The organism is Allobosea sp. 01N443, assembly GCF_056399325.1.
Genome location: NZ_JBFTRC010000028.1, coordinates 1 through 12,895, shown reverse-complemented (window position 1 = coordinate 12,895; position 12,895 = coordinate 1). Strand labels below are relative to the sequence as shown.

General features: G+C 64.6%; 10 protein-coding genes. 4 read left to right on the top strand and 6 right to left on the bottom strand.

From position 1 onward, the window contains the following. Positions 1–89 precede the first annotated feature (89 nt). The 3 genes from AC1DRP_RS10265 to AC1DRP_RS10255 are packed head-to-tail and all read right to left on the bottom strand — an operon-like array spanning position 90 to position 3,150. Positions 90–1,238 (bottom strand): glycosyltransferase family protein, encoded by a 1,149-nt coding sequence (locus AC1DRP_RS10265; RefSeq protein ID WP_441505681.1) that lies wholly within the window; start codon positions 1,236–1,238, stop codon positions 90–92. Next, a complete protein-coding gene (locus tag AC1DRP_RS10260; RefSeq protein ID WP_441505682.1) occupies positions 1,235–2,491 on the bottom strand; it encodes a glycosyltransferase in 1,257 nt (418 codons plus the stop codon). Before AC1DRP_RS10260 ends, AC1DRP_RS10265 begins: the two co-directional genes overlap by 4 nt. Next, positions 2,488–3,150, bottom strand: coding sequence for a class I SAM-dependent methyltransferase (locus tag AC1DRP_RS10255; RefSeq protein ID WP_441493206.1), 663 nt, complete (start codon positions 3,148–3,150; stop codon positions 2,488–2,490). Before AC1DRP_RS10255 ends, AC1DRP_RS10260 begins: the two co-directional genes overlap by 4 nt. An 84-nt stretch (positions 3,151–3,234) precedes the next feature. Between AC1DRP_RS10255 and AC1DRP_RS10250 the strand changes: the two genes are divergently transcribed. Then, positions 3,235–3,780 (top strand): hypothetical protein, encoded by a 546-nt coding sequence (locus tag AC1DRP_RS10250; protein ID WP_476768442.1) that lies wholly within the window; start codon positions 3,235–3,237, stop codon positions 3,778–3,780. Between the two features lie 3 nt (positions 3,781–3,783). Here AC1DRP_RS10250 and AC1DRP_RS10245 read toward each other — a convergent pair whose 3' ends face one another. From AC1DRP_RS10245 to AC1DRP_RS10235, 3 genes are read right to left on the bottom strand one after another with little or no spacing between them, the layout of a single operon-like run. Continuing rightward, positions 3,784–5,373 (bottom strand): adenylate/guanylate cyclase domain-containing protein, encoded by a 1,590-nt coding sequence (locus AC1DRP_RS10245; RefSeq protein WP_476768441.1) that lies wholly within the window; start codon positions 5,371–5,373, stop codon positions 3,784–3,786. Between the two features lie 16 nt (positions 5,374–5,389). Further along, complete coding sequence (locus AC1DRP_RS10240; RefSeq protein ID WP_441493203.1) at positions 5,390–5,839, bottom strand: cyclic nucleotide-binding domain-containing protein; 450 nt, start codon at positions 5,837–5,839, stop codon at positions 5,390–5,392. After that, positions 5,836–8,574: an ABC transporter transmembrane domain-containing protein gene (locus AC1DRP_RS10235; RefSeq protein WP_441493202.1), complete on the bottom strand. Its 2,739-nt coding sequence runs from the start codon at positions 8,572–8,574 to the stop codon at positions 5,836–5,838. Before AC1DRP_RS10235 ends, AC1DRP_RS10240 begins: the two co-directional genes overlap by 4 nt. Positions 8,575–8,769: 195 nt before the next feature. Between AC1DRP_RS10235 and AC1DRP_RS10230 the strand changes: the two genes are divergently transcribed. The 3 genes from AC1DRP_RS10230 to AC1DRP_RS10220 all read left to right on the top strand — a co-directional run. Next, positions 8,770–9,717, top strand: coding sequence for a polysaccharide lyase family 20 protein (locus tag AC1DRP_RS10230; RefSeq protein WP_441505685.1), 948 nt, complete (start codon positions 8,770–8,772; stop codon positions 9,715–9,717). A 101-nt stretch (positions 9,718–9,818) separates the two neighbouring features. Then, positions 9,819–11,699: an ABC transporter ATP-binding protein gene (locus tag AC1DRP_RS10225; protein ID WP_441505686.1), complete on the top strand. Its 1,881-nt coding sequence runs from the start codon at positions 9,819–9,821 to the stop codon at positions 11,697–11,699. Beyond that, positions 11,699–12,895, top strand: a 1,197-nt coding sequence (locus tag AC1DRP_RS10220) for an ABC transporter substrate-binding protein (RefSeq protein WP_476768440.1), incomplete at its 3' end; no start/stop codon positions are given. The genes AC1DRP_RS10225 and AC1DRP_RS10220, both read left to right, overlap by 1 nt.

Below are 12,895 nucleotides of genomic sequence, written 5' to 3'. Positions count from 1 at the left end.
TAATTAGTGCGAAAGCGTCGGAGCGGCAATTCGCAAACCGCCGCAACGGCAATACGCAGGAGGCATGTCGCAAAAGACATACCGAGCGTTCAGGCGCGTTCGGCCAGCAGCTTCGCAATGATCGCGACGGAGGTTTCGGCCCCTGCCCTGTCGATCGTGAGCGGTGGGGGCGCATCTGCCCCCAGCATCTCCGTCACCGCTTTCTCCAACCTGTTCGGTGTCAGCGAATCAGGTCCGGTCAGGCGCAGACAACGTGCGAGGCCTGCATTCTCCATCGCCTCGGCGCGGATCGCCTGCTCGGTCTCGTTTCCGGCATCGAAGGGCACCACGATCGCCGGCCGCCCGGCGCGGACCAGGTCTAGCACCGTGTTGTAGCCGGCCTGGCTGATCGAAAGCGCACAGCCTGCAAGCAGCCCGGGGAAATCCGGTCTCGCACGTTCGACGCGGACATGCGCCGGCGCCTTGCCCTCCAGGTCGGCGAATTCCTCTGCGCCGATGCCCTGACCGCCAAGGATACGCCAGCGCCTGCGATTGCCCATCAAGGTCGCGGTCGCGATGGCGAGCTCGAACAGAGGCAAGCCAGCAGCCGAACCGCCTCCGGACACCACGATCTCGCCAGGCTCCAAGGGAGCGGCGCACTCCTCGGGGCCGGTCAGGTAACCGGTATAGCGCAGCTTTCGCGCCAGCTCTGGTGCAACCGGCCAGGACCGCTCCAGCGGCAGGAAGGCTCTGTCGCCATGGACGAGGACCGCGTCGAAATGTGCCGCGATGCGCGCTTCGGCCTCACGGATGCGATCGGCGCGCGGCGTCACCAGGACATCGCGCACCGAGGACAGGACCAGCGCCCGTGGATTGGCCGCCGCCGCCACGCCGATGAGGCCCAGAAACTCATCGCCCAATTGTCGGCGTCCGAACGGAAAATGCTCGGTAATGACGACATCGGGCCGGTGCTGCGCCGTGAGATCGCAGAGCGTCTTCCGGCGCAAGGCGCGATAGTCCTGCGAAACCGGTCTCCCTTCCGGGTCGAGCAGGTTCCGGAAGTCAACACCCTCGACCTTGACCGGCGGCAACTGGGCAAAGGTGAACGAACCGTCCGGGACGGATCGCGGCGCGGCCCCGCCACTGACCAGCACGGTTTCGAATCCGGCGGCCCCAAGGGCACGCGCAAGATGAGCGGCCCTGACAAGATGGCCGCTGCCGAGGAGGTGCGTGACGGCGATCAGGACGCGGGGCGTCATGATCGCCGCCGGTTCGCTGCGTCCAACAGCATCGCCTGGACCCGGTCGAGTCCCGCCGCTGCCGAAAACTCCTGCGCCAATCTCTGGAAGGCGGCCTCCCCAAGGGCGACGCGCCGTGTCGGGGACGACGCGAGATCGGCCAATTGCCGCGCCAGTGCCTCCCGATCGCCCGGCGCCACGAGCACACCTTCGACGCCTTCGCGTACGAATTCGGGAATGCCCGCGAAATCGGTCGCAACGATCGGCAGGGCTTGGCTTGCGGCCTCCATCACGACATTGGGCAGGCCATCGCGATCGCCATCGCCCGCCTGCTTCGAGGGCAATACGAAGAGATCCGCATCGCGCAGGGCCGCAATCACGTCCTGCTGAGCCTTAGGCCCCGACCAGATGACCCGCTCCGCCAGTCCGAGATTCGCGGACAACGCCTTCAGCGCAGCGAGCCTTTCGCCGCCGCCGATATGGGTCAGCCGCCAGTGAAGCTCTGCCGGCAGCGCCGCCAGAGCTGCGAGCAGATCGTCGAAGCCCTTCTTCTCCACCGCCCGACCAATGGTGATGAAACGAACCGGATCGGCAGGGTCGCGACCATCGCGCATGATCCGCGCGACCGGAGGCGCGGGAAACCGCGCCAGGTCGAGCCCATGATAGAGCAGAGCGACCTTGTCGGTGCGATCCGCAAGCCGCGTCAGCTCCGCATGTCCATCACGAGTGCAGGTGACGCCCCAGGCTGCGTCGGCGATCTTTTCGCGCTTCTCCCAGTCCGGTGTCGTCCAGATATCCTTGGCATGGGCCGAAAATGACCAGCTCAAGCCACGCAGCAGCGCCGCGTATCGGATCACCGAGGCCGGCGTATGCAGATAGTGAACGTGCAGATGGTCGATACTCCCCGGGAGTTCCCGCGCCATCACGCAGGCCTGGCCGAAGCGGCGCACCCTGTTACGCGTCGGATCGCGGGCAAGATCGCGCAGGAAAACCGGCAGGAGCCGAAGGAATCCTGGCCGGAACAGAGCCCGCCCGATGCCGCGCAGCACACGCCCCGGCTCCTCGTGCAGATACTCCGGCAGGTATGTCACGGGCGCCGTGATCTGCTTGTGCATGAGGTGGCGTGCGCCATCCGTCGGCTGACGCAGCGACCAGATCGAAAAAGGCAGTGCGCGCTGCTGCAGGCCCAGCAATTCCTGTGCGATGAACGTCTCCGACAGGCGCGGATAGCCCTTCATCGCAATCGCGATCCGCGGCTCCTTCACCTCGCTCATCGCCGGCCGATCAGCATGAAGCGCGTATAGTTCCTGCCCGGCAGCGCGCCGGAAAAATGGATCTCGGACAGTCCGACCTGCTCCTTGAACGCTTCAAGACTGGCGACGCAGCTTTTGTGGTCCGGCTCGCGATAATAATCGTTCGACTGCAACAGCACCGGCAGACCGGGCGGCAGCGATGCGACCCAGCCGGGCACATCGGCCAGATGCTCGCAGCTCGTGTTGATCACCAGGCCGGGCCGCTCGGGCTCCCTCGTGAAATCAAGCTGCATCATATCGGCAGTGACAGCGCCGAAGCGCTCTTCCGCGACATGGCGGCGATTCAGGCGTTCGGCGATYTCCGCACACGCGGGATCGCGGTCGAGGCTGACCACCCTGCCGAGGTCGAGCCGCGGATCATCCAGCAACAAAGCGCCGAGCACGCCATACCACGCCCCGAGCACCCAGACCGGCCCCTCCGGTCGCGGCAAAGTCTCGGCCAGCGCATCGACCAGCCAGCGCTTGGACGCGATCTGCTTGTGGTTGAAGGCGATCCAGAGTTCCGGCGGCATCCCCTGGCCGATCAGCCGCGCGAGATCGGCCACGACCCTGTTTCCGGTCAGGGCTGCGACACCGCGCAGAATGTCGTAGAAGGCGTCCGAAGGCGTGTCCGTGGTCATGCCATATCGCGAAGGGATGGGATGAATTCGGCCGGACCATATGCAAGCCCGGATATAAAGGCCAGTCACGAGAATGACGGCGCAATGGCCCCTTCGGGAACCTTGTTGCCCCATCTCGCCGGCCCCGGCGCCTGCTTGAGACAGGTGCTCGCCGCGCACGCGGTGCGGCACTGCCCGCATATCGTGGAKATCGGGGGCGCCGGGCTGCCGATCACCGGCTTTCTCACCCATTCCCCGCAATCGGTGACGGTGATCGACCCGAAAATACCGGCTTTCAAAGCAGATATACTGAACGGAAAGCCCTGCACGGTCCTGCATCGGGCCGCCAAGCTTCAGGCCATCGCGCTTGCCCCGCCGAAGCCCTATGCATTGGTGCTGCTCGGCCTGTCGCTCAAGCCCTTCGGGGGAACCGCGGCGACCCCGCCCGAACTGCTCGCCCTTGCGGAAGCAGCCGAGACCCTTGTGATCGACTACGCGCTCGATCTGGAACGCGCCTGCGGCCAGATCGGCGCGATCACGGCGACGCGGCCGGCTCCGCCGCTTATCGATCTCGCCATGACGATCGACGATCCGGCATTGCGCAGCGCCGGATACGACCGCCGCCGCTTCCTGGTCTATGGCCCGCCCTGAGCCTCAGACGTCCTGATTTTCGGGCTTCTGGTCAGCCTGCGTCTTGGGGCGCCGCCCAGCCGGATTCGCGGGGGTGGGCGTCTCGGTGGGAGCCCGCTGCTCCCCATTGCCAGCATCCTGCGTCGCGCCTTGCGTCGCCACTGCGCTGGCGTCCACCGCGTCAGCCTCATCCGCAGCGTCGATGCGTGGCGTCCTGGCGAAGCCATAGGCCGCCATCGGCGCATCCCGGCCCTTGATCATCACCTTCAGCGGAACGGCTTCGGCAAAGCTCCGGCCGGTCACTGCAACAGTCGTCTCCGAAACCACGATATCGGCGAGAACACGCCGTGTCGCGGCCTCGAACTGGCTCGCGATCGCCACCGTCTCGCCGACCGTGATCTCATGCCGGCCGAGGCTGTCATTCTCGACCGCGCCGACGACAGCCTGGCCGGTATGGATGCCGATGCCGATCCGCAGCGGCAGCGGCAGGGCCGCGCTGAACTCACGATTCAGGGCGTCGACCGCCCGCACGATGTCGCCAGCAGCCGCGATCGAAGCCAGTGCCGCCTTGGCCGGGCTGGCTTCCAGGCCGAACACCGCCATGAAGCCATCGCCATAGAGAGCATCGATGCGCCCGCCATGAGCGATGATCGCCTGCGCCATCTCGTCGAAGAAGCGATTGAGCAATCCGATCAGCTCATGCGGCAGTTGACGCTCCGACAGCGCCGAGAAAGCGCGCAGATCGGCCACCATCACGGTCAGGCCGCGCCGGGCAATGGAACTATCCAGTTCGACGGCTCGTATGGCCGATCCGAGTTTGGATGCGAGCAACAACTGCACCTGCAGGTCGTCGCGCGGTCGGATCTGGCAGGCGAGGCGGACACGCGGCGGCGCCGAAATCCGACGCAGCAGCTTCGCCTCGTTCGGCCCTGGCCAGTTGGACATCGCCGACCGGGCGTCGTTGCGTGCCTCCGGCGGCAGGGCCATTTGCACGGCCTCGCGCGCGGCGACGGAGAAGCCGATCAGGGCAAGAACCGGAATGAGGATCGCGACCAGAAGAAAGGGATCGCGCCACCGCGCATAGCTATCCCGGCTGCGCAGGATGAAGTGCAGGCCGATCATGCCATGCGTCCAGACCAGGAGCAGGAGCAGCGACTGCGCCAAGGCGTGCCCGGGCCAGAGCCGTCGCAGCACCGCGTGGTAGCTCTCGTCGATATGGAAATAATGCCCGATGATCCGGGTGCTGACGATATGGTCGACGAGCAGCAGGGGGATGGCGAGGCCCAGCGCGATCTGCAGGATTTCGCGCACCGGCATGCGGAAGGTCCGGCGCTGCGCGACTCGCACCAGAGCAAAGAGCGGGTGAACGATCAGAGCGCCATAGAGCGCGACGGTTCCCGGCCAGGAATGCCAGACAGCGTAGCGCCATTCCTGCACCTGCTCCATCGCCGCAACACCGGCGATCCCAACGGCATGGTTGAGGAAATGGGTCGTCGCGAAGACGAGCAGGACGAACCCTGACACCAGGCGGATATCCCGGCTCCAGGACGAAACCTGGCTCATGCCGGCATCGAATCCAGGCGAACGCTTCGTGCCGGTCTGCGGCAGACTCATGAGTTTTCCCGTGTCCTCAATGGACCTTCTCGCTATGCAGGACGTAATTGGCCAGTCGGTACAGGCGCGAGGCCAGATCACGTGACAGCGCAACGCTGAAATCGGGAACGGTGCCGAGCAGTTCGAAGAACAGATCCTTCGGCAGGCGGAGCGCGCAGACCTCGGTCTTGGCGACAGCTTCGCCGAGATAGGCCTGGTCGCTCAGCATCGGCACGTCGCCGAAGATGCTTCCCGTCTCGAACTGGAAGCGCTTGGCGGGGCGTTCACCCTCCATGTGGAGGAGCTCCACCTCTCCCTCCAGGATGAAGTAGACGCCTTGCGGCCTCTCTCCTTCCCGGATGATGACGGTCCCCGGCTCGAAATGCAGGCGTTCACCCATCAAGGCCACAAGCTTGAGCCGTGGCGCCGGCAGGCTGCGAAAGAGCGGTATGCTCCGCAGGCAGGCGATATCGCTTTCGAGCGTCATTGTCGCACCTCTACCCCCTCGGCGACCCGCAACGGAGATGAAACGGCCCGATGTTCCGTTTCGTCCTCGCCATCGCTGTCGCCGTCTTCAATCACGCCGAAGGATCCGTTGAACACGAGCCTCGGCGAAATGTCCCTGGCGAGACTACCATCACCAAGAAGTAGAAACAGTGTCATGCCGGCACAATGCTTGCGCAAGCGGCTGATGATTTCACCACCCTTGTTTGTCGTGGCAAGCAGCGCACTCGGATCGAGAATCGCGATCTGCGGCGTCTTGATCAAGGCTTGGGCGAGTGGGATCGCGAGCCGGATCCGGGCCGGCAGATAGCGGCCACGCAGCCCGCAATCGGTGTTGAGTCCGACGCGATAGAGCGAGCCGTCCAGACCTGCGCGAGACAGCGCCGTTCGCATGATGTCGGCAACCTTGCGGCCGGCATCGCTGATGCCGAAGCCGATGCGCCCGAACAGAAGATTGTCGCGGATGCTGGCCCCATCCATGACGCGGTCCGGGTCATAGAAATCGACCGAACTGGCAGCATCCGCCGGCAAATGGGCCTTGAAACTTGCCCGCGCACGCAAAATCCGCCGCCGCAGGGCATCGTCCAGCAAGTTGAGGCGGTGCTTCGGTTCGATATAGCCGAGCGCGAGCGCCATCAGGTTTCGCTCCGTTTCCGGATCGAGCGGGCTGCGCATATCGTGCTTGGCAAGAACCGAGGCCAGGCTCTTCAGTATCTCGAGGTCGAAGTTCGTGCCAAAGGAATACCTTTCGAACAAGGCATGGCCGGCCGGCAGTCCCTCGAAGATCTCGACCACCGTCGAGACGATGCGCGCACCCACTTCGACGAGCGGCTCGATCAGCGCTTCGGCCTGCATCAGGGCGCGCGCATAGGGCTCCGCCAGCAGGGTATCATTGGCGAAACGCGCCCCCTTGCGCGCCCCGAAGATCAGGTTCTCCGCAATGGTCGCGTTGGCATTGTAGCGTTTGGGATCGAATGTCTCGACCAGTCCGGCAAGCTTGCTCTTGGACAGTTCCGCCGCCACGACCTTGCGGGCTTCGGTGATCCTGTCGATGATCGACTGGTCGAGCGGCAGGACGACCTTGCCGTCCAGTCCGAGCTCGTAGACGTCCTCGTCGCAGCCAAGGACCTCCAGAATCCGCTGGACATGCGCTTCAAGCTCGGCGGCGTCGGCGAGCCCCACCCCTTCATAGTCGGTCCAGTCGGCCGCAAACGAGAAGGGCGTATTGCCGGAGCGGACCGCTTCGATCAGCCGCCTGTGCTCTTGCGGCGTGATCGGTTCCTTTGGCTTCAGGCTCGGCCGCCGGCGCCTGAGGGGCAGCAGGATGTTGTCGCGCAGCGTGCCGTTGATGATCTCGACCTCCTGGCCGGCATAACCGATCAGATGGCTTGCCTTCTCGACCGAAAATCGCGCGAGGCTGGCCCTGTCGATCAGGACCCGTCCCGAATAGGACATGATCTGGCGGCCTAGGATGCGGCCGAAGACGTCGCGCGCTCCCCCCGGCGGCCCGATGACGGCAACGACACTGGGACGAGGCACCTGAAACGACAAGGGCGACAGCAGCGGCTGGCCGCGGTTATCGAGCATCTGGACGCTGTCGAGCCTGATCTCGCCCTTGTCGGGCAGGTTCGAACAATCCTCCTCCTCGTCGAGCACCATTGTCTCGTCAGGGTTGAACTGGCCGACGACCTGTTCGTACTTGATGGTGACGTCGTTGCGCTGCTGATCCCAGTCGATCAGTTCCTTGATCGGCGGCGGCAGATCGCGATAGGCCGCGATCACGGCAACGAGCTGGCCGATATCGAGCCGGCCCTGCAGGGCAAAATAGCCCCCGACTGCGTAGAAGAAGAATGGCGTGATCTGGGCCAGCAGGTTGTTGAGGAACTTGACCGCGAATTTGCGCTTGTAGAGCGCGTAGCGGATGTCGAAAAGGTTGCCGAGACGCCCGGCAATATCCGACTGCATATAGTTGGTGACGCCATGCCCCTGAATGGTCGGACCGGCATCCACGATCTCGCCGATCCTCCCCGCGAGCAGGCGCGATGCGATCTGCCTTTCGCGGCCAAGCCGTAACTGCTCCCGCCGCAGGATCGGGATGATGATCGCCTGGGCGATCACGATGAACAGTGCGATCGAGCCCAGCCAGACGCTTTGCACCATGATGAAAACCAGCGCCGTCAACGCCTGGCTAAGCAGGAAGACCGGCTGGATGAAGGCATCACCGACGAAACCGCCGATCGGCTCGACCTCGTCCTTGATCATGCTTGCCACTTCGGCCGGCTTGACCGCCCTGATATCCTCCGGCTGGAAGCGCATGAGCTGGCTGAACAGGTCGTAGCGCATGCGCCTCAGCATCCGCTCGCCGAGGATGCCCTTGCGCACGTTGATCACGTATTTGAAGACGCCGTTGATCAGCACCAGCACAAGGAAATAGAAGCTCAGCCCGAAGAGCAGCCCGAGCTGGCCGACCTGGAAGCCGTCGAACAGGTGGACGCTGCCGCCGCCGAAGATGTCCGGCCAATGCAGCGTGATGTCCATCAGCGTCGCGCTGGTCTGGCCGTCCTTGAAGGCTCCGCCCTGGATCGCATCGTTGACGATGCGCTTCGGCACGACGAACGAGGCCCAGTTGAATGGAATTGAGGCAAGGATGATCAGCAGGACGACGATCTGTTCGCCACGGCTCTTCTGCCAGATGTAACGAAAGAGGTTCGTCTCCAAGGGACGTCCTGTCTGGCGAACCGGATGGTGCACCGCTTATTGAGTTTCGCGTCATATGTGTGTCAGTCACGGCCCTTGCGCAATGTCGCAATGCGGCATGCCCACGGCTTGCTTGGCGCCCGGCCGCATGTTTCGATCACAATGCGCGGAGGAACGACGATGCGGCTGAGAGGTGTCGGACGGCGGTTGGCAGGGATGTCAGGGATTGCCCTGCTCGCGCTGACACCGCCGTCATTGGCTGCGGCACAGGACGGATCTTCGCTGTTCCTGAGGGATGCTTTCGATGCCGGGCGCTTCGCCCTCGAAGGCGGGCTCTATTATAAGGACAATGCCGAACAGCGCGCCGGACAGGTGACATTTCAGGAGAAAGGCGCCCTGGATGGCAGGGGCGCGCTCACCCTGTCGGTCAAGCCGCTCTGCGCGAAGGGCGCGCGCAATTGCAGCGAAAGGGCCGAGGTCTGGGAGAAGCCCGAGGTCCTGGCAAGCTACGATCAGACGGTCTGGCACGGCTTCGCCATGCGCCTCGACGATCCCGTGCCGCAGGACGATGCCCGCTATGTCATGGCGCAGTGGAAGCGCCAGATCACGCCCGGAGCAGAGGGAGATTATTCGCCCTTTCTGGCGCTCAGGCTGTTTCAGGGGCGGCTTGGTGTCACCGTAGAGACCGACATGATCGAGGTCTTTCCGATCGGCGGCGCAGAACGCCCAGACGGCTGCCTCCCCGGAGAGGCCCTGGCCGTGAACCGTCGTGTCGCGCGGCAGACCCGCGCTCTGGTGGCGCTTGAGACCGGCAGCACGCGGGCCGACTACCCCGCCTATTTCAATGCCTGCGCGCCAGGAATCCAGGTGACCCATCACGCCGGGCTGCCGCCTGCTCGCGCGGGCTGGATCGACTTCGTTTTTCGCTCGAGCCCCGGCCCGCAGGGCAACGGCCATGTCGAGATCGTGGCGAACGGCCGACACGTCGCCACGATCAAGGGCCCGATCGGCCATCGCGGCCCAGGCCTCGGAAAGAAGCAGTATTTCAAGTTCGGACCTTACCGCGCCGCCAACACAGGCCCGTGGAGCGTAAGTTACGACGATTTCCGGCGCGGGCCGCGTTGCGCGGATGTCATCCGGAACGGGCAATGTCCGCCGGAATGAGCGCGCGCAAGACAGAGATTGGCAAGACGCAACTTTCCACGTCTAGTGCCAGGGGACCCGGTGACCCGGGAGTGAATACGGGGTTCAGGCGTTAGCAGCTCATGGATATCTTGCGGATCAGCGATTTGCGGATCGGCTTCACGGTGCACGGGTTCGCCCGGGATGTCGTGAAGGGGGTCAGTCTGCGTGTCCCCGCGGGGAAGACAGTTGCCCTTGTCGGCGAGTCCGGATCCGGCAAATCGGTGATCTCGCAGGCGATCATGGGGCTCCTGCCCCGCGCGGGCGCCGTCACCGGCGGAGAGATCCTATTTCGCGATCCGCTCGACCGGAACACCGTGATCGACATTGCGGGCCTGACCGCCGAAGGCGAAGCGATACGCGCGCTGCGCGGCGGCCGTATCGGCATGATCTTCCAGGAGCCGATGTCCTCGCTCTCACCGGTGCACACCATCGGCAACCAGATCGAGGAAGCCCTGCAACTGCATCGCCCGACCGATGATGCTTCGGCACGCCGGCAGATCGAGACGATGCTTCGGCGCGTCGGCTTCAAGGACCCGGTGCGCGCCTACGGCTATTACCCGTTCGAGCTTTCCGGCGGTCTGCGTCAGCGCGCCATGCTCGCCATGGCCCTGATCTGCCAGCCCGCCCTGCTGATCGCGGACGAGCCGACCACTGCTCTTGACGTCACCATCCAGGCCCAGGTGCTCGACCTGATGCGAGATCTCCAGGCCGAGATGGGCATGGCGATCCTGCTCATCACCCATGATCTCGGCGTCGTTGCCAACATGGCCGACGAGGTTGTGGTGATCTATCACGGCGAGATCATGGAAAGCGGTCCTGTCGAGGATATCTTCCGACGTCCGCGACACCCGTATCTCAAAGCGCTGCTGAAAGCCTCGCCGCATTTCGACATGCAGGAGGGCGAGCGGCTGGTCGCATTGCGCGAGGCACGTGCCCAGCCTGTGGCAACGCCGCGTGCCGCCCCGCTCATCTCCCGGCCTGCCAATGCGCCGCCATTGCTGAGCGTGCGCCACCTGCGCAAGACCTACACCACTGGCTCGCGCGGGTTCTTCGGCAAGGGCACCCAGGCTACGGTGCTTGCGGTCGACGATGTCGGGTTCGACATCGCGCGGGGCGAATGCCTCGGCCTTGTCGGCGAGAGCGGCTGCGGCAAGACCACCGTCAGCAAGATCATCATGCGCGCGATCACGCCCGATGCCGGGGCGGTGACCTTCAATGACGGCTTCGGCCCGACAGACGTCCTCTCCCTGCAGGGCGAGGAGCTGCGGCGCTTCCGTCAGCGAGTCCAGATGATCTTCCAGGACCCGGTCTCGTCTCTGTCGCCGCGCATGACCGTCATGAACATCCTGCGCGAGCCGCTGGTGATTCACGAGCGCGGTGACGGCGCCGAGCAGACGGCCCGCGTGCGCAGCCTGATGGAGAGCGTTGGGCTCGATCCGCGCTTCCTCAGCCGTTACCCGCATTCCTTCTCCGGTGGCCAACGTCAGCGCATCGGCATTGCGCGCGCGCTCGCGCTCGACCCGGACCTGATCGTTTGCGACGAACCGGTATCGGCGCTCGATGTCTCGGTGCAGGCGCAGATCCTCAACCTGCTCAAGGACCTACAGGCCGAGCGCGGCCTCACCTTCCTGTTCATCTCGCACAATCTCGCCGTCGTGAACTACATGGCGGACCGGATCGCGGTCATGGCCAATGGCCACATCGTCGAACTCGCGCCGCGCCACGCCCTCTTTGCCTCGCCAGCTCACCCCTATACGAAAGCCCTGCTGCGCTCGGTGCCCTTCGCCGATCTCGACCGCAAGCTCGATTTCAAGCTCGTCGCACCCGGCGGCGCCTCCGATTACAGCCATTGGGCGCCGGCCTTCAGACCGGAACCCGGCGTCAGCCTCGAGCCGCTATCCCTGGGCGAAGGCCACTACGTCCTGGCCCGTCCGGAAGCAAACCACAGGGAGTTGGTCTGATGACATCCCGCCGGCAGCATCCCACACGCCGTGCCGCTCTCTTGCTCGGAGCCGGCGCTCTCGCCGTTCAGGGCCTGCCGCGCGGCGTGCTCGCACGCGAACCCAACCCGATGGATTTCATCGACAGCCCATTCTGGGCCGAGAAGGTGGCGGCAGGCACCATGCCGGTGATCGCGCTTCGCCTGCCGGAAGAGCCCCGCGTGATCGAAGTGTCCGGCCCCGACCGTGTTCCCGGGCGGCATGGTGGCACGATGCGCATGCTGATGGGCGACCAGCGCGACATCAGGATGATGACGCTCTACAGCTATACCCGGCTTCTCGTCTATGACGACAACCTCGAACTCGCGCCGGACATCCTGGAGGCGGTCGACGTCAAGGACGGCCGTGTCTTCACGCTGAAGCTGCGCAAGGGGCATCGCTGGTCGGACGGCAGCCCCTTCACCACGGAGGATTTCCGCTACTGGTGGGAGGATTTCGCCAATAACCGGCGCCTCTCACCTGGCGGGCCGCCCCAGGCGATGCTCGCGGGCGGCGAGAAGCCGGTCTTCGAAGTGCTGAGCGAGACCGAGGTCCGCTACAGCTGGAGCAAGCCGAACCCGGTCTTCCTGCCCTCGCTCGCCGACGCCCAACCGACCTATATCTACATGCCTTCGGGCTACCTGAAGCAGTTCCACGAGCGCTACGCCGACAAGGTCACGCTCTATGCCCGCGTCAAGACGGCGCGCGTCAAGGACTGGGGCTCGCTGCACGAGCGGTTCTCGCGCATGTACAGGCCCGAGAACCCCGATCTGCCGACGCTCGACCCCTGGCGCAATCTGACATCGCTCCCCGCCGAGCAGTTCGCTTTCCAGCGCAACCCCTATTTCCACCGCGTCGACCAGGCCGGGCGGCAGTTGCCCTATGCCGACGAAGTGACAATCACGATTGGCACGAATTCGCTGATCCCCGCGAAGACCGCAGCCGGCGAGAGCGACCTCCAGGCGCGCTATCTCCGTTTCGACAATTACACCTTCCTGAAGGACGCCTCGAAGCGGATGAATTTCGACGTCAGGCTCTGGAAGCGGGCCGAAGGCTCCTGGTTTGCGCTGATGCCGAACCTGAATGCCATCGATCCGATCTGGCGCGATCTCAATCGCGATGTCCGTTACCGCCGCGCCCTCTCCGTCGCGATCAATCGCAAGGACATCAACCAGGTG